The organism is Hydrogenophaga sp. GW823-FHT04C09, assembly GCF_058796355.1.
This window is the reverse complement of sequence record NZ_JBXAIO010000001.1, coordinates 505,329-523,371: the sequence shown is the minus strand read 5'-3', so window position 1 is coordinate 523,371 and position 18,043 is coordinate 505,329. Positions and strand designations below refer to the sequence as shown.

At 69.7% G+C, this 18,043-nt stretch carries 19 protein-coding genes; 4 read left to right on the top strand and 15 right to left on the bottom strand.

Annotated elements, in window-relative coordinates:
- Positions 1-9: 9 nt before the first annotated feature.
- From AC1Q9M_RS02305 to AC1Q9M_RS02255, 11 genes are all read right to left on the bottom strand, one after another.
- On the bottom strand, positions 10-225 hold the full coding sequence (locus AC1Q9M_RS02305) for a TOBE domain-containing protein (protein WP_382158642.1): 216 nt from the start codon (positions 223-225) through the stop codon (positions 10-12).
- 34 nt (positions 226-259) lie between these two features.
- Complete coding sequence (locus AC1Q9M_RS02300; protein ID WP_382324274.1) at positions 260-1,096, bottom strand: ATP-binding cassette domain-containing protein; 837 nt, start codon at positions 1,094-1,096, stop codon at positions 260-262.
- Positions 1,097-1,100: 4 nt separating this feature from the next.
- Positions 1,101-2,063, bottom strand: coding sequence for an aliphatic sulfonate ABC transporter substrate-binding protein (locus tag AC1Q9M_RS02295; protein ID WP_382324276.1), 963 nt, complete (start codon positions 2,061-2,063; stop codon positions 1,101-1,103).
- 25 nt (positions 2,064-2,088) lie between these two features.
- Complete coding sequence (gene ssuC, locus AC1Q9M_RS02290) at positions 2,089-2,979, bottom strand: aliphatic sulfonate ABC transporter permease SsuC (RefSeq protein WP_291115351.1); 891 nt, start codon at positions 2,977-2,979, stop codon at positions 2,089-2,091.
- On the bottom strand, positions 2,976-3,356 hold the full coding sequence (locus AC1Q9M_RS02285; RefSeq protein WP_382324279.1) for a VOC family protein: 381 nt from the start codon (positions 3,354-3,356) through the stop codon (positions 2,976-2,978). The genes ssuC and AC1Q9M_RS02285 overlap by 4 nt, the downstream gene beginning before the upstream one ends.
- Complete coding sequence (gene ssuD / locus AC1Q9M_RS02280) at positions 3,353-4,618, bottom strand: FMNH2-dependent alkanesulfonate monooxygenase (protein WP_382326854.1); 1,266 nt, start codon at positions 4,616-4,618, stop codon at positions 3,353-3,355. Before ssuD ends, AC1Q9M_RS02285 begins: the two co-directional genes overlap by 4 nt.
- 14 nt (positions 4,619-4,632) lie before the next feature.
- Complete coding sequence (locus AC1Q9M_RS02275; RefSeq protein WP_382325576.1) at positions 4,633-5,595, bottom strand: sulfonate ABC transporter substrate-binding protein; 963 nt, start codon at positions 5,593-5,595, stop codon at positions 4,633-4,635.
- A gap of 142 nt (positions 5,596-5,737) precedes the next feature.
- Positions 5,738-6,772: a sulfonate ABC transporter substrate-binding protein gene (locus AC1Q9M_RS02270; protein ID WP_382158630.1), complete on the bottom strand. Its 1,035-nt coding sequence runs from the start codon at positions 6,770-6,772 to the stop codon at positions 5,738-5,740.
- A gap of 123 nt (positions 6,773-6,895) precedes the next feature.
- Positions 6,896-7,480 carry an NADPH-dependent FMN reductase gene (gene ssuE / locus AC1Q9M_RS02265; protein ID WP_444686360.1) on the bottom strand — a complete coding sequence of 195 codons (585 nt, stop codon included), beginning with the start codon at positions 7,478-7,480 and terminating at the stop codon, positions 6,896-6,898.
- Between the two features lie 57 nt (positions 7,481-7,537).
- Positions 7,538-8,551: a sulfate ABC transporter substrate-binding protein gene (locus AC1Q9M_RS02260; RefSeq protein ID WP_382324281.1), complete on the bottom strand. Its 1,014-nt coding sequence runs from the start codon at positions 8,549-8,551 to the stop codon at positions 7,538-7,540.
- A gap of 91 nt (positions 8,552-8,642) precedes the next feature.
- Complete coding sequence (locus AC1Q9M_RS02255) at positions 8,643-9,566, bottom strand: LysR family transcriptional regulator (protein ID WP_444686361.1); 924 nt, start codon at positions 9,564-9,566, stop codon at positions 8,643-8,645.
- 115 nt (positions 9,567-9,681) lie between these two features.
- Between AC1Q9M_RS02255 and AC1Q9M_RS02250 the strand changes: the two genes are divergently transcribed.
- From AC1Q9M_RS02250 to AC1Q9M_RS02240, 3 genes are read left to right on the top strand one after another with little or no spacing between them, the layout of a single operon-like run.
- The gene (locus tag AC1Q9M_RS02250) at positions 9,682-10,695 is read left to right on the top strand and encodes a Bug family tripartite tricarboxylate transporter substrate binding protein (protein WP_444686362.1); all 1,014 of its coding nucleotides are present in this window, start codon (positions 9,682-9,684) and stop codon (positions 10,693-10,695) included.
- A gap of 2 nt (positions 10,696-10,697) precedes the next feature.
- Positions 10,698-12,002: an FAD-dependent oxidoreductase gene (locus tag AC1Q9M_RS02245; RefSeq protein WP_382324287.1), complete on the top strand. Its 1,305-nt coding sequence runs from the start codon at positions 10,698-10,700 to the stop codon at positions 12,000-12,002.
- Positions 12,003-12,004: 2 nt separating this feature from the next.
- Positions 12,005-12,841: a shikimate dehydrogenase family protein gene (locus tag AC1Q9M_RS02240; protein ID WP_492432690.1), complete on the top strand. Its 837-nt coding sequence runs from the start codon at positions 12,005-12,007 to the stop codon at positions 12,839-12,841.
- Between the two features lie 10 nt (positions 12,842-12,851).
- Here AC1Q9M_RS02240 and AC1Q9M_RS02235 read toward each other — a convergent pair whose 3' ends face one another.
- Positions 12,852-14,489, bottom strand: a complete 1,638-nt coding sequence (locus tag AC1Q9M_RS02235; RefSeq protein WP_492432209.1) for an FAD-dependent oxidoreductase — start codon at positions 14,487-14,489, stop codon at positions 12,852-12,854.
- 2 nt (positions 14,490-14,491) lie between these two features.
- Positions 14,492-15,484 (bottom strand): tripartite tricarboxylate transporter substrate-binding protein, encoded by a 993-nt coding sequence (locus tag AC1Q9M_RS02230; protein WP_492432207.1) that lies wholly within the window; start codon positions 15,482-15,484, stop codon positions 14,492-14,494.
- Between the two features lie 131 nt (positions 15,485-15,615).
- On the opposite strand from AC1Q9M_RS02230, the gene AC1Q9M_RS02225 reads away from it, so the two are divergent.
- A complete protein-coding gene (locus AC1Q9M_RS02225; protein ID WP_382324293.1) occupies positions 15,616-16,539 on the top strand; it encodes a LysR family transcriptional regulator in 924 nt (307 codons plus the stop codon).
- 7 nt (positions 16,540-16,546) lie between these two features.
- Here the strand turns inward: AC1Q9M_RS02225 and AC1Q9M_RS02220 are convergent, their stop codons facing one another.
- Positions 16,547-17,191 carry a 3-oxoacid CoA-transferase subunit B gene (locus AC1Q9M_RS02220; protein WP_382326845.1) on the bottom strand — a complete coding sequence of 215 codons (645 nt, stop codon included), beginning with the start codon at positions 17,189-17,191 and terminating at the stop codon, positions 16,547-16,549.
- Positions 17,188-17,904 (bottom strand): 3-oxoacid CoA-transferase subunit A, encoded by a 717-nt coding sequence (locus AC1Q9M_RS02215; RefSeq protein WP_444686366.1) that lies wholly within the window; start codon positions 17,902-17,904, stop codon positions 17,188-17,190. Before AC1Q9M_RS02215 ends, AC1Q9M_RS02220 begins: the two co-directional genes overlap by 4 nt.
- Positions 17,905-18,043: the final 139 nt, after the last annotated feature.

The following is an 18,043-nucleotide window of genomic DNA, read 5'->3' as shown; positions in this document are numbered from 1 at the left end:
CGCCGGCCTTCAGAGCTTGGCGATCGACACTTCGGTCGACTTCACGAGCGCGACCACCTCGGAGCCGATCTGCAGGTCCAGGTCGTTCACCGAGCGGGTGGTGATGACGGAGGTGACGATGCCCCAGGGCGTTTCGACATCGACTTCGGAGACGACATCGCCCTTGATGATTTCCTTGACTTTGCCCTTGAACTGGTTGCGCACGTTGATGGCTTGGATGGACATGGTGTTTTCCTTGGTTTGAAGTGGAGGAGATGACTTAGATGGCCCAATGCCAGGCGGGGAACGCCGCGGAACCGGCTTCGCCGGGCCGCTGGCGTTGCCCCCCTTGGGGGGTGGCGCCGTAGGCGACGCGGGGGGGAGTTGTGTTCAACACGCGGTCGAGGATGCGTTTCTCGATCGCGGCGAAGGTGGCATCGCCGCGCGAACGCGGGCGGGCCAGCGGCACGCGCTCGTCGAGCGCGATGGCGCCGTCCTCGATCAGGATCACGCGGTCGGCCAGGGCCACGGCCTCCTGCACGTCGTGCGTGACGAGCAGGGCGGTGAAGCCGTGGCGTTTCCACAGGCCTTCGATGAGTTCGTGCATCTCGATGCGGGTGAGCGCGTCGAGCGCGCCCAGCGGCTCGTCGAGCAGCAGCAGCTGGGGCCGGTGCACCAGCGCGCGGGCCAGCGAGACGCGCTGGCGCTGGCCGCCCGAGAGCTTGGCCGGCCAGTCGTTCAGACGGTCGCCCAGGCCCACCTGGCCGAGCACGGCCTCGGCGTCGGCCCGGCGGTCCTTGGGCAGGCCCAGGGCCACGTTGTCGACCACGCGCTTCCAGGGCAGCAGGCGCGCGTCCTGGAACATGATGCGGGTGTCGTCGTGCAGGCCGTCCACGTTCTTGCCGTCGAGCAGCAGCTCGCCGCCGCTGGCCGGCTCCAGGCCGGCGATGAGGCGCAGCAGCGTGCTCTTGCCGCAGCCGCTGCGGCCCACGATGGCGACGAACTCGCCGGGTTCGATGGTGAGCTGGTTGTCGCGCAGCACCTCGCGCGCGCCGTAGCGCTTGCTCAGGTGGCGCAGCTGCACGCGCACGCCGTGGGTGTCGGTCTTCTCGCTCATGCGTTCACCCCTGCGGCTTGAACAGCGCCACGTCCACCGCGTTGACGCGGCGCGGCAGCAGCTTCTCGGCCAGGAAGGCGTCGGCGATCTTCTGCTGCTCGGTGATGTTCTGCGGCGTGACCGGGCGCACCGCGTAGCTGCGGCGGCCGTTGGCCTGTTCGACGATGGCCGCGTCCAGGCCCCAGAAGGGCGCGAGCAGGGCGGCGGCGTCCTTGGGGTTCTGCTTGACCCAGCGGCCGGTCTTCTCCAGCTCGGCGTAGATCACGCCGAGCACGTCGGGCCGGGCCTGGGCGAAGCGGGTGCTGGCCAGGTAGTAGCGCTGGTACGAGGCCAGGCCCGTGCCGTCGGCGAGCACGCGCGCGCCGGCCTGCTTCTGAGCGGCGGAGAGGAACGGGTCCCAGACCACCCAGGCGTCCACCGCGCCTTTCTCGAAGGCGGCGCGGCCATCGGCCGGCGTGAGGTAGGCGGGTTCGATGTCGGCGAAGGACAGGCCGGCTTTTTCCAGCGCGGCGATCAGCAGGTAGTGCGCGCCGGCGGCTTTGGCGAAGGCCACGCGCTTGCCCTTGAGCTCGGCCACGCTCTTGAGCGGCGAGTCCGCGCGCACCACGATGGCCTGGGCCGTGGGCGAAGGCGCTTCCTGCGCCACGAAGGTGAGCTGGGCGCCCGCGGCCTGGGCGAACACCGGCACGGTGTCGGCCACGTCGGCGCTGAAGTCCAGGTTGTCGAGGTTGAGCGCTTCGAGCAGCGGCAGGCCGCTGGTGAACTCGTGCCAGCTGAGCTTCACGCCCAGCGGCTCCAGGCGCTGTTCCAGCGTGCCCTGCAGGCGCAGCACGGCGATCAGCGTGGACGATTTCTGGTAACCCAGGCGCACGGCGCGCGGCGCGTTGCCCTGGGCCAGGGCGGCACCGGCGGCGAGGGAACCCAGGGCGCCCAGCGCGGCGCGGCGGTTGAAGAGGGAGTGCGTCATGGTGGTCGTTCTCGTTGGATGGGGTTCAGGGGTTCTGGTAACCGGGGTGCCAGCGCAGCCAGTAACGTTCGAGGCCGCGCGCGAAGACATCGGCCAGCTTGCCGAGCGCGGCGTAGAGCAGGATGCCGACGAGCACGATGTCGGTCTGCAGGAACTCGCGGGCGTTCATCGTGAGGTAGCCGATGCCGGCCTGCGCCGAGATGGTCTCGGCCACGATCAGGATCACCCACATCAGGCCGAGCGAGAAGCGCAGGCCGACCAGGATGGAGGACAGCGCGCCGGGCAGGATGATCTGCGTGTACAGGCCCCAACGCGAGAGGCCGTAGGTGCGGCCCATCTCGATCAGGCCCGGGTCCACGTTGCGGATGCCGTGGAAAGTGTTGAGGTAGATCGGGAAGAACACGGCCACTGCGATGAGGAAGAGCTTGGCCACCTCGTCGATGCCGAACCACAGGATCACCAGCGGGATCAGCGCGAGCGCCGGGATGTTGCGCACCATCTGGATGCTGGAGTCCAGCAGCGTTTCGAAGAAGCGCACCGAGCCGGTGAGCAGGCCCAGCGCCAGGCCCAGGCCGCCGCCGACGGCCAGGCCGATCAGGGCGCGGCCGGCGCTCACCTTCACATGGGTCCAGAGTTCGCCCGAGACGGCCAGTGTCCAGAACGCGGCGACCACGTCCAGCGGCGCGGGCAGCACGCGCGTGGACAACCAGCCCAGCGAGGACGAGAGCTGCCACAGCACCACCAGCAGCACTGGCACCAGCCAGGGCAGGAAGCGCTGCCAGAGGCCGCGCAGCAGCGGGCCGAGGAAGGCACCGGCGCCACGGCCGGGCAGCAGGCCCCAGCCGGGCGCGTCGATGGTGTCGGGCACCGGCGTCACCGGGGCCTCGCGGAGGGTTTGGGCCTGGGCCTGCGTCATGCGGCGCTCCCTTGTGGCGAATGGTCGGGTTCGAGGAACTCCAGCGGGTTGCCCGCGGGGTCGTTGACGAAGAAGCGCAGGTGGCCGGGCAGCGGACGGGTTTCGTCCAGCTCCAGCCCGGCGTCGAGCAGCTTGGCGCGAAAGCCGGGCAGGTTCTGCACTTCGAAGGCCAGGCGCGAAGGCGAGGGCGGCGGGGCCCAGTTCGGCACGGGCACGAGGTCCACGCGCTGCGAGGCGGCGTAGAAGCGCAGCGCGTTGCCGGTGCCGCCCAGGCGGAATTCCTTCAAGCCCAGCAGTTCGCCGTAGAAGTGCCGCACCAGCGACTGCTGGCCGGCGGGGAAGCCAAGCTGCACGTGGTGGATGGAATGGATGGTCATGGCAGCTCCGTGACGCTTGCAGAGGTCTCTTCCAGAGACACCGCGGAACCGGCTTCGCCGGGCCGCTGGTGTTGCCCCCTGGAGGGGGTGGCGCGCAGCGCCGCAGGGGTGGGAACGAATACGTTGGCCACGGTTTCGCCGAACGGGCCGGTGAGCGCGGGGCCGGGCAGCTTCTCGCGCAGCTTGCGCGGCAGCAGCGGGAACACGAGTTCGGCGAAGCGGTAGGCTTCTTCGAGGTGCGGGTAGCCCGAGAAGATGAAGTTCTCCAGGCCCAGCTCGGCGTACTCCTGGATGCGCGCGGCCACGGTCTCGGGGTCGCCCACCAGGGCGGTGCCGGCACCGCCGCGCACCAGGCCTACGCCGGCCCACAGGTTGGGGCTGATCTCCAGGTCGGCGCGGGTGCGCTTGGCCCCACCGGCATGCAATGCGGCCATGCGGCGCTGGCCTTCGGAATCCATCTTGGCGAACGCGGCCTGCGCGCGGTTCACCACGTCGTCGTCGAGCTTGCTGATGAGCGCATCGGCGGCGGCCCAGGCCTCGGCGTCGGTCTCGCGCACGATCACGTGCAGGCGGATGCCGAACTTCACCGTGCGGCCGTGTTTCGCGGCGCGGGCGCGCACGTCGGCCACCTTCTTCGCCACCTCGGCCGGCGGCTCGCCCCAGGTGAGGTAGGTGTCCACCTGTTCGCCCGCGAGTTCGTGCGCGGCTTCCGAGGAACCGCCGAAGTACACCGGCGGGTGGGGGTGCTGCAGCGGCGGGAAGAACAGCTTGGCGCCTTTGACCTGCAGGTGCTGGCCGTCGAAGTCGTAGGTCTCGCCTTCGTGGCTGCGGGTGAGGATCTCGCGCCAGATGCGGATGAACTCGGCCGACTGCTCGTAGCGCTGCGCGTGGTCCAGAAACACGCCATCGCCTTCGAGCTCGGCGCGGTCGCCGCCGGTGACGAGGTTGATGAGCAGGCGGCCGTTGGAGAGGCGGTCGAAGCTGGCGGCCATGCGCGCGGCCAGCGCCGGCTGGTGCAGGCCGGGGCGCACGGCCACCAGGAACTTGAGCCGCTGCGTCACCGGCAGCAGGCTGGCGGCGACGACCCAGGGGTCTTCGCAGGAACGGCCGGTGGGAATCAACACGCCTTCGTAGCCCAGGCTGTCTGCCGCCTGCGCCACCTGCTTGAGGTAGTCGTGGTTGAGCTGCCGCCCGCCCTGCGCCGTGCCGAGGTAACGGCTGTCGCCGTGGGTAGGGATGAACCAGAAGATGTTGAGACCCATGACCGTGTTGCTCCTTAACTTGCGTTGACCGCAGCCTCGAGCACGTTGATCTTTTTGGGGATCAGCTTGAGGTTGAAGAAGGTGTCGGCGATGACCTGCTGTTCCTGCAGGATGGCCTTGGTGATCGGGCCGGTGCCGTAGACCTGGCGGGTCACCGAGCGGTCCACCACCGGCTTGGGCAGGCCCCACAGCGGCGCGAACTCGGCGGCCAGCGCGTCGCGGTTGGCGCTGCCCCACTGGTCGAGCTTGTTGATCTCCTCGATCACGATCTTGATCACGTCGGCGTTCTTCGCCGCGTAGTCCAGCGTGGAGAAGTAGTAGGCGCGGTTGTTCACCACGCCGGTGGCGTCGGCCAGGATGCGGCCGTTCAGGCCCACTTCGGCGGCGGCCAGGAACGGGTCCCAGATCACCCAGGCGTCCACGGCGCCTTTCTCGAAGGCGGCGCGCGCATCGGCCGGCGGCAGGAAGACGGACTGCACGTCCTCGTACTTCAGGCCGTTCTTCTCCAGCAGCTTGACCAGGAAGTAGTGCACGTTGGAGCCCTTGTTGTAGGCGACCTTCTTGCCCTTGAGATCGGCCACGCTCTTGATGGCCGAGTCCTTGGGCACGAGCACGGCTTCGGTGGCGGGGCGCGGCACGGTGGCGGCCACGTAGGCCAGCGGCGCGCCGGCGGCCTGCGCGAAGATGGGCGGGGCTTCGCCCACGTCGCCGAAGTCGATCGAGCCGACGTTGAGCGCTTCGAGCTGCACCGGGCCGGCGGTGAATTCGGTCCAGCTGATCTTCACGCCCAGGGGGGCGAGACGCTGTTCCAGCGTGCCCCGGCCTTTGAGCAGGCTGAGGAAACCTTTCTGGTGGCCGACGCGGAACACGCGGTTGGTCTGCTGGGCCTGCGCGGGCAGGCTGGGCAGTGAGGCGAGGGCGGCGGCGCCCACGCCCGAGAGGACGAAGCGGCGGCGGTTGGAGACATCGAAGGTCATGGCGGTGGTGTTCGTTGAAGGGGTCAGGACGCTGCGCGCTTTCGCGGCGGCGATGCTCCAGGAGGCCGCGGTGACGGCCAGCAGCTGGGCGATGTGGCGGCGCAGGTCGGCCGCACTGAAGGGCTTGGACATGGCGCAGGTCTCAGGGCTGGGCGACGACGACGGCTTCGTTGACCTTGATCGCCTTGGGGATCAGCTTGAGTTCGAAGAAGGTGTCGGCGATCTTTTGCTGGTCGGCGGCCACGGCGGGCGTGATCGGCTTGACGTTGAACTCGTAGCGCTGCAGCGCGAGTTCGACCACTTCGACCGGCAGGCCTTGCAGCGGCGCGATGAGTTCGGCGGCCTGGCGCAGGTTCTTCTTGAGCCAGATGCCTTGCGCCACGGAGTCCTCGAACAGGGCTTCGATCACCTTGGGGTTCTTGCTGACGAAGTTGCGCGCGCCCAGGTAGTACTGGTAGTTGTTGACCACGTTGCCCGTGCCGTCGGCCAGCACGCGGGCGCCGGTGGCTTTTTCGGCGGCGGCCTGGAACGGGTCCCAGATCACCCAGGCGTCCACGTTCTTGCTTTCGAAGGCGGCGCGGCCATCGGCCGGGGCGAGGTAGACCGGCGTGATGTCGGTGATCTTCAGGCCGTGTTTTTCCAGTTGCTTCACCAGCAGGTAGTGCACGTTGCTGCCCTTGTTGAGCGCGACCTTCTTGCCCTTGAGGTCGGCGACCGACTTGATGGGCGAGTCCTTGGTGACGAGGATGGCTTCGGCGCGCGGCGCGGCCGGGTCGTAGCCGAAGTAGACGAACTGCGCGCCGGCGGCCTGCGCGAAGATGGGCGGGGCTTCACCCACGTAGCCCACGTCCACCGCGCCGACGTTGAGGCCTTCGAGCAGCTGCGGGCCGGCCGGGAACTCGACCCACTTCACGCCGAAGCCCAGCGGGGCGAGCTTCTTCTCCAGCGTGCCTTGCGCCTTCTGCAGCACGAACAGGCTGGCCGACTTCTGGTAGCCGATGCGCAGCTCGCCCTTGGTCTGCGCTTTCGCTTCGGGCACCGGCAGCAACAGCAGGGCCAGGCCGAAGGCGGCGATGACGAAGACCAGGAAGCCGATGGCCCATTGCTTCAGGCGGCTGAAACGCGTGGGCTCGACCGGCACGCCGGCCTCGGGGTGGTGTTGAAACAGTTCACTCATGATCAATTCCTCTGTCTGTGACGAAGGCGCAGGCAACGGCCGTCCAGGCCACCCGCGCGGTGGCTGAAAAAAACGAATGGGGATGCGGGCGAGATCGGCCGGGTGGTCCCGGCTCGCGGCGGCTCAGACGCTACATCGCACCTGGGCGAACGGCACGGGCGCGAACCCGGCCGTGACCGGCATTCGCAGGCCTTCGTGGAGGAGGGTGTTCACGGCGTCGTCCAGCCGGTCACCGATTTCGGTGCCGACGTGGTACTGGCCTTCGGTGTCCTTCGGGATCTGCGCATCGGTGGCGTAGACCCCGGGGAGGATGTGCCGCGCCGCGAGCGACTGCAGCACGGGGCGCAGCGCGTAGTCGAGCGCGAGCATGTGGTGCGGGCTGCCGCCGGTGGCCAGCGGCAGCACCACCTTGCCCTTGAGGGCGGATTGCGGCAGCAGGTCCAGGAAGACCTTGAGCACGCCGCTGTAGGCGGCCTTGTAGACCGGGGTGGCCACGACCACGGCGCGCGCGGTCTCCACCTGGCTCAGCGCGGAGCGGATGGACTTGTGGCCCACGTCCGCCAGCAGCAGGGCCTGGGGAGACAGGTCCCGGATGTGCAGGCGTTCGATCAGCGCGTGGCGCAGGCCCAGCCGTTGGGACACCGCATCGAGCAGCGCCGCCGAGCGCGAGTGCTCGGACGGGCTGCCTGCGATCAAGAGAATGGACACGGTGTGTTTCCCTGAAGGGTCGTTCGTTCTTGTGGGTGGCAGCGCGAAGGCTTCTTCTTACTTCTTGGTGTAGATCTGGTCGAAGCTGCCACCGTCGGCGAAGTGCACCTTGGCCGCTTTGTCCCAGCCGCCGAAGGCGTCTTCGATCTTGAACAGGTTGAGCTTGGGCAGCTGCTTGGCGTACTTGGCCTGGGCCTTGGCCGAGGTCGGGCGGTAGAAGTGCTTGCCGATGATGTCCTGCGCCTCTTCGGTGTACAGGAACTCCAGGTAGGCCTGGGCCACGGCGCGCGTGCCCTTCTTGTCCACGTTCTTGTCCACGACCGTCACGGCGGGCTCGGCCAGGATGGACAGCGAGGGGTAGACGAAGTCCACCTTGTTGCCGAATTCCTTCTCCAGCAGGTAGGCCTCGTTTTCCCAGGAGATGAACACGTCGCCCTGGTTGCGCTGCGCGAAGGTGATGGACGAGCCGCGCGCGCCGGTGTCGAGCACGGGCACGTTGGCGTACAGCTTGCCCACGAACTCCTTGGCCTTGTCGTCGCTGCCGTACTTGCGCTTGGCGAATTCCCAGGCGGCCAGGTAGTTCCAGCGCGCGCCGCCGGAGGTCTTGGGGTTGGGGGTGATGACCTTGACGTCGGGGCGGATCAGGTCGTCCCAGTCCTTGATGTTCTTGGGGTTGCCCGCGCGGGTCACCAGCACGATGGTGGAGGTGTAGGGCGAGCTGTTGAGCGGCAGGCGCTTCTGCCAGTCCTTGGGGATCCAGTTGCCGTTGTCGTGCAGGGCGTCGGTGTCACCGGCCAGGGCCAGGGTGGCGACGTCGGCGTCCAGGCCGTCGATGATGGAGCGGGCCTGCTTGCCCGAGCCGCCGTGGCTTTGCTTGATGGTCACGTCCTGACCGGTCTTGGCCTTCCAGGCCTTGGCGAAGGCGGCGTTGTACTCGACGTAGAGCTCGCGCGTCGGGTCGTACGACACGTTGAGCAGCGTCACCGGCGCCGGCTGGGCCACGGCGGAAAGCGCGCTGGCGGTGAGGGCGGTGGCGGCGAAGGCCTGGATCAGTTGGCGGCGGGTGGTCATGTCGTTCCTCATGGGGATGCGTTGAAGGGATGCCGGATGATCCTTTCAAAGCCACGGATAAGGAACGAATGGTTTTTTGGTTGTTTATTACTTAAACATCTGAGCCGGTTTTTCCTTCCGCCGGGCCGCGCCGGAGCGCGCGAAAGCCCTGGCGGACGCGCTCGACCAGGGCCTGCTCCAGCGTGGAGGCCGGGAAGTGGGGGTTGCGCACCATGAAGACCTGGGTCGACGGCGCCTTGCGCACCGGGCGGAAGGCCAGCCGGTCGTGCGGCCAGGCGCGCGCGGTCAGGCTGTCGACCACCGCCACGCCCGCGCCGGCCGCCGCCAGCGCGCAGGCCACCTGGCCCGAGCGCACCTCGATGCGCTGACGGCCCGGGTCGATCGCGCGCGGGTAGGCCTGGGCCACCATGCGGCCCTGCGGCGTGTCGGGGCTGAAGGCGATCAGCGGCTCCTTCACGATCTCGCGCAGCGAGACCGCGCTTTCCTGCTCGAAGCGGTGGCCTTTCTGGAACACGCAACTGAGCGACCACGAACCGATGGCTTCGGTGACCAGGGGCGGGTGGTCGATGGGCAGGCTGCTGAAGCCCACGTCGGCCTCGCCGATGGAGAGCAGGCGCACCATCTCGCGCACCAGCTGCGATTCCACATAGAAGCGCGAGTCCGGGTAGCGGGCCGAGAGCGAGGACACCGCCTCGGGAATGATTTCCAGCAGCAGGCTGGGCGTGGCCAGCACGCGCACGGCCAGGCCGCCGCCGGACTTCAGGGCCTGGGCTCGCGCGTCGATGCGCTGCACGCCCCGGTAGACCTGCTCCACCTCGGCGTACAGCGCGTGGGCCTCGGGCGTGGGCTTGAGCCGGCCCTTGCCGCGCTCGAACAGGCTCACGCCGAGCTGCAGCTCGATGTGGCCGATCATGCGGCTGATGCCGGGTTGCGAGACGTGCAGCAGCCGGGCCGCGTCGGCGGTGGATCCGGTCAACATGGTGGCTCGGAACACCTCAATCTGTCGCAGGTTCATGGCCTTCCTTCCAATCGATAACAGCATGTTATTGCATGCCATCGAATTGGTATTTGCCTGTTAGGGGGTCCGTTTCTACGATGCCGGCTTCCGACACCGATCCTGGAGACAACACATGACCTCGCCTTCCGCTTCTTCCTCGCCCCTCGTCCGCCGCCGCACGCTGCTCTCGGGCGCCGCCGCCCTGGGCTGTGCCGCCGCCGTCTGGCCACAGGGCGTGCTCGCGCAGTCGGCCTGGCCTTCGCGCCCCGTGCGCATCATCGTGCCCTTCGCCCCCGGTGGCGGTGCCGACAGCTCGGCGCGCGTGCTGGCCGAGCTGTTCGCCGCCCAGCTGGGCCAGGGCGTGATCGTGGAGAACAAGCCCGGCGCGGGCAGCGCCGTGGGCGTGAACGCCGCCGCGCAGAGCAAGGACGGCCACACCCTGCTGATGGGCAGCAACAGCATGGTGATCAATCCCTCGCTGATCCCCAACATCGGCTACGACGTGGCGCGCGATTTCGACGCCGTGGGCATGGTCTCGGCCCAGCCGCTGGTGCTGGTGGTGCCGGCCAACTCGCCGCTCAAGAGCTTCGCCGACGTGGTCGCCGAAGCGAAGGCCAAGCCCGGCCAGCTCATGGCGGGCAACAGCGGCAACGGCACGCTGGCCCACCTGGCTTCGGAAATCTTCGCCAGCCAGACCGGCACCACGATCACCCCCGTGCCCTACAAGGGTGAGAGCGCGCTCATGCCCGACCTGATGGGCGGCCTGGTCTCGCTGGGCTTCCTGAACCTGCCCAGCGTGATCGCGAACATCCGCTCGGGCCGCCTGCGCGCGCTGGCCGTGTCCTCGCCGAAGGAAGTGCCGGAGCTGCCGGGCGTGCCCACCTTCCGCTCGCTCAACCAGCCCAGCCTGGAAGTGCAGGGCTGGGCCGCGCTGTTCGCGCCCAAGGACTCGATCCCCGCCGACGGCCTGGCCAAGCTCGAGAAGCTGCTGGCCCAGGCGCTGGCCTCGGACGCGGTGAAGAGCCGCTTCGCCACGCTGGCCGTGTCGCCGGTGAGCCAGAGCCGCGCGGAGACCGTGAAGTTCATGAAGGCCGAGACCGAGCGCTACGCCGCCGTGATCAAGGCGCGTGGCATCAAGGCGGAGTGAACGTGAGCCCTGCCAACGGACGGGCACCGATGACGGTGGATGTGCTGGTGTGCGGCGGCGGTGTCGCCGGCACCATGGCGGCCGTGGCCGCGGCGCGCCAGGGCGCTTCGGTGCTGCTGGTGGAGCGCTACGGCTTCCTGGGCGGCAACGCCACCGGCGGGGCCGTGGCCCAGTTCAACAGCTGGCAGACCGAGAACGGCCGCCGCGTGATCGCCGGGCTGGCCAGCGAGGTGGTGGAGCGGTTGCGCGCCTACCAGGCGGCCGGCGAGCACGAGGTCTTCGTGATGTCCACCGGCCACCGCATGGACCGGGTGGAGTACGCGCCCGAGGTGCTCAAGCTGGTGCTCGACGACCTCGTGACCGAAGCCGGCGTGCAGCCCATGCTGCACGCCCAGGTGTGCGACGTGGTGCGCGAAGGCGATCGCATCCAGGCCGTGCGCCTGCTCACCAAGAGCGGCGTGATCGAGGTGAACCCGCGCGTGGTGATCGACACCTCGGGCGACATCGACGTGCTGCACCGCGCGGGCGCGGACTTCCTGGAGCTGGACGCGGGCGATGCCCTGCAGCCGGCCACCATGATGTTCCGCTTTGGCCCGATCGACTTCGCGCGCTTCGACGCGCTGGCGCCGGCCGAGGTGCAGGCCCTGGCGCGCCAGGGTTATGAAAGCGGCGAGCTGGCGCGGGCCGCGCTGCACTCGTCGCGCGACCCGTATTCCCACGACGGCTGGTTCAACATCAGCCGCCTGGGCATCGACGCGACCGACGCCAGCGCGCTCAGCCGCGCCGAGATCGACGGCCGCCGCCAGGCCTGGAAGGCCGCGGCCTACCTGCGCCGCGCCGTGCCCGGCTGCGAGGGCGGCCGCCTGCAGGCCTTCGCCACCCAGGTCGGCATCCGCGAGACGCGGCGCGTGCAGGGCGACCACGTGCTCACCGCCGAGGAGTTGCTGCAGCCCACGAGCTTCGCCGACGGCATCGCCTGTGGCGCCTACCCGATCGACATCCACCCCGCCGCCGGCGGCGAGCTGATCTATTCGGGCCTGGGCGAAGACCACGCGTACCAGATTCCCTACCGCAGCCTGATCCCCACCGGCCTGTCGAACGCGCTGGTGGCGGGGCGGGGCATCTCGGCCACGCACGCGGCGCTGGCCGCGATCCGCGTGATGACGATCTCGATGGCGGTCGGCCAGGCGGCCGGCACCGCCGCCGCCATGGCCTGCCAGGCCGAGGGCGCGCCCGACGTGCGCGCGGTGGACGCGGCGGCGCTGCGCGCCAGCCTGGTCGCGCAGGGTTCCCTGGTGGGCGGTTGAGCGTGCGCATCGATGGCCGCACCGAGCTGATCGCCCTCATCGGCCACCCGACCCACACGGTCAAGTCGCCGATGATCTACAACCCGCATTTCGAAGCAGCCGGCATCAACGCCCTGGTGATGCCCATGGGCTGCCGGCCCGAGCACTTCGCCGCGTTGATGCGCAGCCTGTTCGCGCTGGAGAACACGCGCGGCGCGCTCATCACCATGCCGCACAAGGTCGCCACCCTGGCGCTGCTGGACGAGGCCAGCGTGGCCGTGAAGGTGGCGGGCTCCTGCAACGCGGTCAAACGCACCGAAGACGGCCGTCTGGTGGGCGACATGTTCGACGGCGAAGGCTTCGTGCGCGGCGTGCGCCGCAAGGGTCTGCCGCTGGCGGGCGCGAGCGCGCTGGTGGTGGGCAGCGGCGGCGTGGGCTGCGCCATCGCGGCCTCGCTGGCCGGCGCGGGCGTGGCCACGCTGGCCTTGTTCGACGCGAACGCCGCCTCGGCCCAGGCCCTGGCCGATCGCTTGCGCCAGCACCACCCGGCGCTGCGGGTGCTTGTGGGCAGCAAGGACCCCCAAGGCTTCGACCTCGTGGTCAACGCCACGCCGCTGGGCATGAACGCGGGCGACCCCTTGCCGCTGGACGTGGACCGCCTCTCACCCGACACGCTGGTGGGCGAGGTGGTGATGAAAGCCGAGATGACGCCGCTGCTGCAGGCCGCGCGGGCCCGGGGCTGCCCGGTGCAGATCGGCACCGACATGCTGTTCGAGCAGATCCCGGCCTACCTGGAATTCTTCGGCCTGCCCACGGCGACGGCGGACCAGCTGCGCGCGACCGCGCGGCTGGCCTACTGAGGCCCGCCGCTCACGCGCGGGCTGCGTGCTGGTAGCCGGTGCGCAGCAGCGGGGTGAGGGCGCCGAAGCGCGGCCACTCCAGCAGCACACCTTGCGCTTGCAGCAGCCGCTGGAAGTCCTGCAGCAGCTCCGGCTTGGCGCGCACCGCGCGCGGTGGCTCGGCCCGTTGCAAGGCGAAGGCGGCGAGCGAGCCGGCGGCTTCGCCGATGCTCCATTCGGTGGCGTGTTCGCGGTAGGCGCCGTTGGTGACGCGCGTGGTGCCGAGGTTCTTGCAGGCCGGCAGCAGGTTGTCCACCCGCTGCGGCAGCAGGGCGCCCAGCGGGATCTGGAACGGGTACGCGTCGATGTCCACCGTGTTGCGCCCGCGCGTGCTGGGGTGCAGGTCGATGCGGTAGGCACCGATGCCCACGCTGTCGAAGAAGCGCTCCGCGCCGTCCTGCCCCGGCCGCGCGGCCACGCCGATGTGCTGTTCGAGCACGGTGAACTCGGCCTGGATGCGCCGGCCTTCGCGCCAGTAGACCTGCTGGGCCATGCCGTCTTCGGTGCCCAGCACGTCGCCGCGCAGGCGCAGGCCCGGGTAGCCCACGCCGCCGTCGTGGCGCGGGGCCTCGGTCTGCATCCAGTAGAAGAAGCCCAGGCTGAACTGCTTGGCCTGCCGCAGCGCGTGCTGCTCCTCGGCCTCGGACACGCCGATCAGCGGCTTCTCCCAATAGTCCATCTGCGGCCAGTTGGCCAGCGTGATGTCGCTCTCGTAGGCCCCCGGCTGGAAGTGGCCGCGCCAGGCGATGCGGCGCGCGTGCCAGAGGTCGTACACGCCGGGCGCGTCGGTGTCGCCCGCGAACAGGGCGCGGGTGCGCGGCTGGTGGGTGACGAAGTCCGACAGCGTCCAGCTGTACTGGGCGTTGGGCCAGCAGTCGAGCTGCAGGGTGCGGAAGCGCTCGTAACCTTCGGGTTGGTCGATCACGTGGTGCTCGCCCGGGCGGTGCTCCATGGCGAAGCACCAGGTCACGGCCTGCTGGTCCATGGGGTCGGCCTGCGCCAGGGCATGGGGCTCCTGCGTGGCCGACTGCGCCTCGGCGCCCAGCACGTGTTCCACGCCGGCCTGTTGCAGCAGCTCGCCGGTTTCGGTGGCGTCGATGAACAGCGGCGCCTGCAGCACGCTCTCGCGGCCCGTTCGCAGGTTGCGCAGTTCCAGCGCCCTGAGCCGGTCGCCTTCGCTGTGCGCGCGTTGCACGCGGTGCTGGCGCAGCACGCGCAACCGGCCATCGTGTTCCCAGGGCGCGAGCAGTTCGTCGATCACCTTCGCGGCCACCCAGGGCTCGTGGCACAGGGTGCTCACATTGCCCTGACCGGGGTTGAGGCACAGCGCGCGCCGGGCCTCGGGGGTGAGGGGCAGGTGCAGGCGGTAGTGCTCGCGGATGGCGAGGCGCAGCTGCGCGTAGCTCTGCGAGGCCTGCAGCGATTCGATCCAGGGGTACTCGTCGGGCGGCACGGCCTGGGCCGTGAGCTGCCCGCCGAGCCACTGCAGCGCCTCCACCAGCACCACGCGCCGGCCCAGCCGCAGCGCGGCCAGCGCCGCCGACACCCCACCCAGGCCACCACCGACGATGGCGACCTCCGTTGTCCAACCGCCTGCCACCACCGCCATGCTCATTCCACCTTGATGCCCATGCGGCGGATCGCTTCGCCGTAGCGCTGCGTGTCCGAGCCGATCAGTTTCTGGAACTCGGCGGGTGTGCCGCCGCCGGATTCCAGGCCCAGGCCGCTCAGGCGCTCGCGCAGCTCGGGCTGTTGCAGCGCGGCGTTGAGCTCGCGGTTCAGGCGCTCCACCACGGCGGCGGGGGTGCCCGCCGGCGCCAGCACGCCGAACCAGCCGATCACCTCGAAGTCGCGGATGCCTTGTTCGATCACCGTGGGCACGTCCGGCAGCGCGGTGCTGCGGGTGCGGGTGGTCACGGCCAGCGCGCGCAGCTTGCCCGACTGGATGTGGGGCAGGGCGCTGGAGGGAATCTCGAAGCCGACCTGCACCTCGCCCGAGAGCAGCGCGGTGAGCGCCGGGCCGGAGCCTCGGTAGGGCACCTGGACCATGTCGGTGCCGGTGTCCTTCTTCAGGAACTCGGCCGCCAGCGCGGTGGTGGTCGCGCCACCGCCGCCGGCGGCGTAGTTCAGCGTGCCGGGCGCCTTGCGCGCGGCGTCGAGCAGTTCGCTGAGCGATTTCCAGGGCTGGGCGGCCGGGACCACGACCACCACCGGCGTGGCCGCGAGCTTGATCACCGGGGTGAAGGCCTTGATCGGGTCGTAGCGCAGCGTGGGGTAGAGCGCGCCGCTGCCGGCGTGGCCGCTGGTCACCAGCAGCAGGGTGTGGCCGTCGGGCGTGGCCGAGGCGACCGCGGCGGCGGCGATGGTGCCGCCCGCGCCGGGCTTGTTGTCGACGACCACGGGCTGGCCGAGCGCGCCGGTGAGTTTCTGCGAGATGGCGCGCGCCAGGATGTCGGCCGAGCCGCCGGCGGCGAAGCCCACGGTGAGGGTGACGGGCTTGCTGGGCCAGGCCGCCGGTGCCTGGGCCTGGGCCAGCAGGGCGGTCGAGCACAGCGCGGCGGCGAGGGCGGTGCGCGCCAGGGCGCGCCGGTGAAGCTTGAACATGTCTTGTCTCCTGAATGAATCCCGGTGTTCGGGCCGAGTGGGGGGATGCTAGGAGGGCCGCTCCATACGATCCAATACTTTTCCGCCAGTTCTGAATAACACGGGGTTATGCGTGGGCGACAATGCGACCCATGAACCTGCGTCAGATCGAGGTGTTCCGCGCCGTCATGACCACCGGCTCCACCACCGAGGCCGCGCGGCTGCTGCACGTCTCGCAGCCGGGCATCAGCCGCCTGGTGCGCCACCTGGAGCTGCAGCTGGGCGTGGCCCTGTTCGAGCGCCGCAGCGGCCGGCTGGTGCCCACGGCCGAGGCGCGCGAGTTGCAGGAGGAAATCGAGAAGGTCTACCGGGGCGTGCAGCACGTGCGCGACGTGGCGGCTCACCTGCGCTTCGGCACGCGCACCACGTTGCGCGTGCTCTCCAGCGCCAACACCGCACTGCAGCTGGTGCCGCGCTGCATCGCCGCGCTGGTCGGCCAGGCCACCACCGCGCGCGTGCTGTTCGAGTCGCTGCCCACGCGCGAGATCGTCAAGCTGCTGGTGACGGAGGAGGCCGACGTGGCCATCTCCAGCGCGCCGCTGGACCACCCGGCGCTGGACATCGAGGAGATCGGCCGCTGGGAGCTGCTCTGCGCCTTGCCCGCCGACCATGCGCTGCTGAAGAGGGCCAAGCCGTCGTTGGCCGAGGTGCTGGCCGGCCGCCTCGTGGTCTACAGCCCGGAGGCACCGCAAAGCGCGGTGATCGACCACTGGATCGAATCGCACGGCGTGGCGCGCAACGTGGCGGCCGAGGTGCGCTCGGGCCTGGCCGCGTGTTCGGTGGCGGCCACCGGCGCGGCCGTGGCCTTCGTGGACGACCTCTCGGCCCGCGCCCACCGGCCCGAAGGCCTGGTGTTCACGGCGCTGCCGGGTTCACCCACGTTTCCGATCTTCGCGGTGCGCAACCGGCACCGTCCGCTCTCGCGCCTGGGCACCGCGTTCCTGCAGATCGCGCGCGAGCAGCTGGAGGCCCTGCGCGCGGCGCCCCTGCCGTTGCACAAGGCCGCGCTGCGCTGAAGGACGTTCAGGCCGCCGCGATCGGCAGGCCCACGAGCTTTTCGAGTTCGGCGTGGTCCAGGCCCTCGACCTTGTCGATCAGCTTCAGACCTTGCGGCGTGCACGCCAGCGTGGCGAGGTCGCTGTAGATGCGCTTGACGCAGCCGATGCCGGTGAGCGGGTAGCTGCACTGCGCCACCACCTTGCTCGCGCCCTGCTTGGTGAGCAGGTCCATCATCACCCAGGTCTGCTTGGCGCCGATGGCCAGGTCCATCGCGCCGCCCACGGCCGGAATGGAGCCCGCTTCGCCGGTGCTCCAGTTGGCCAGGTCGCCGGTGGCCGAGACCTGGAAGGCGCCGAGCACGCAGATGTCCAGGTGGCCGCCACGCATCATGGCGAAGCTGTCGGCGTGGTGGAAGAACACGCCGCCGGGCAGCAGCGTCACCGGCTGCTTGCCGGCGTTGATCAGGTCGTAGTCTTCCTCGCCCGCGGCCGGCGCCGGGCCCATGCCCAGGATGCCGTTCTCGCTGTGCAGCACCACCTCGATGCCCGGGGGCAGGTGGTTGGCCACCAGCGTGGGCTGGCCGATGCCCAGGTTCACGTAGGCGCCGTCGTGGATGTCCTGCGCCACGCGGCGCGCGAGTTCGTCTTTGGTTCTTCTCGTGTAGCTCATGCGGCCTCCTTGAAACCACCGGCCTGCGTGGCCACGCGGGGGATCTGCACGATGGCGCTCACGTGGATGCCGGGCGTCACCACCGCTTCGGGGTCGAAGCTGCCGAGTTCGGCGATCCCGTAGACGCTGGCGATGGTGCGCTTCGCGGCGGTGGCCATCACCGGGCCGAAGTTGCGCGCGGCCTTTCGGTAAGTGAGGTTGCCCCAGCGGTCGCCGCGCTCGGCCTTGATGAGCGCCACGTCGCCGAAGATCGGGTACTCCAGCACATAGGGCTTGCCGTTGATCACGCGCGTTTCCTTCGCGCTGCCGTCGGCGTTCTTCGCGAGTTCGGTGCCGAAGCCCGTTGGCGTGAAGAAGGCGCCGATGCCGGCGCCGGCGGCGCGCAGGCGCTCGGCCAGGTTGCCTTGCGGCACCAGCTCGAGTTCGAGCTGGCCGCTGCGGTAGAGCGCGTCGAACACATGGCTGTCGGCCTGGCGCGGGAAGCTGCAGATGACCTTGCGCACGCGCCCGGCCTTGAGCAGCGCGGCCAGGCCGGTGTCGCCGTTGCCGGCGTTGTTGTTGACCACGGTGAGCTCGCGCGCGCCCTGGTCGATCAGGCCGTCGATGAGTTCACCGGGAATGCCGGCGGTGCCGAAACCACCGATGAGCACGGTGGCGCCGTCTTCGATGCCGGTGAGCGCCTCGGCGACCGAGGCGGCGATCTTGTTGATCACGGAAGTTCTCCTTCAGGGGGTGCCCGCGCATTTTGTCAGCGAAAGGCCCGCCATTTCGTGTCCACATTTCCCTCTGCGGAAAACTGATTTTCAGGTGACCCGAAAGGCACCCGGGCCCGGATAGGCTGCGATCATCGCG

Coding starts and splice junctions, on each gene's coding strand:
- AC1Q9M_RS02230 (WP_492432207.1), bottom strand. CDS start 15,484: ATGTTCAAGCTTCACCGGCGCGCCCTGGCGCGCACCGCCCTCGCCGCC.
- AC1Q9M_RS02270 (WP_382158630.1), bottom strand. CDS start 6,772: ATGAGTGAACTGTTTCAACACCACCCCGAGGCCGGCGTGCCGGTCGAG.
- AC1Q9M_RS02225 (WP_382324293.1), top strand. CDS start 15,616: ATGAACCTGCGTCAGATCGAGGTGTTCCGCGCCGTCATGACCACCGGC.
- AC1Q9M_RS02235 (WP_492432209.1), bottom strand. CDS start 14,489: ATGGCGGTGGTGGCAGGCGGTTGGACAACGGAGGTCGCCATCGTCGGT.
- ssuC (WP_291115351.1), bottom strand. CDS start 2,979: ATGACGCAGGCCCAGGCCCAAACCCTCCGCGAGGCCCCGGTGACGCCG.
- AC1Q9M_RS02295 (WP_382324276.1), bottom strand. CDS start 2,063: ATGACGCACTCCCTCTTCAACCGCCGCGCCGCGCTGGGCGCCCTGGGT.
- AC1Q9M_RS02285 (WP_382324279.1), bottom strand. CDS start 3,356: ATGACCATCCATTCCATCCACCACGTGCAGCTTGGCTTCCCCGCCGGC.
- AC1Q9M_RS02260 (WP_382324281.1), bottom strand. CDS start 8,551: ATGACCACCCGCCGCCAACTGATCCAGGCCTTCGCCGCCACCGCCCTC.
- ssuD (WP_382326854.1), bottom strand. CDS start 4,618: ATGGGTCTCAACATCTTCTGGTTCATCCCTACCCACGGCGACAGCCGT.
- AC1Q9M_RS02305 (WP_382158642.1), bottom strand. CDS start 225: ATGTCCATCCAAGCCATCAACGTGCGCAACCAGTTCAAGGGCAAAGTC.
- AC1Q9M_RS02250 (WP_444686362.1), top strand. CDS start 9,682: ATGACCTCGCCTTCCGCTTCTTCCTCGCCCCTCGTCCGCCGCCGCACG.
- AC1Q9M_RS02300 (WP_382324274.1), bottom strand. CDS start 1,096: ATGAGCGAGAAGACCGACACCCACGGCGTGCGCGTGCAGCTGCGCCAC.
- AC1Q9M_RS02220 (WP_382326845.1), bottom strand. CDS start 17,191: ATGAGCTACACGAGAAGAACCAAAGACGAACTCGCGCGCCGCGTGGCG.
- AC1Q9M_RS02255 (WP_444686361.1), bottom strand. CDS start 9,566: ATGAACCTGCGACAGATTGAGGTGTTCCGAGCCACCATGTTGACCGGA.
- AC1Q9M_RS02275 (WP_382325576.1), bottom strand. CDS start 5,595: ATGACCTTCGATGTCTCCAACCGCCGCCGCTTCGTCCTCTCGGGCGTG.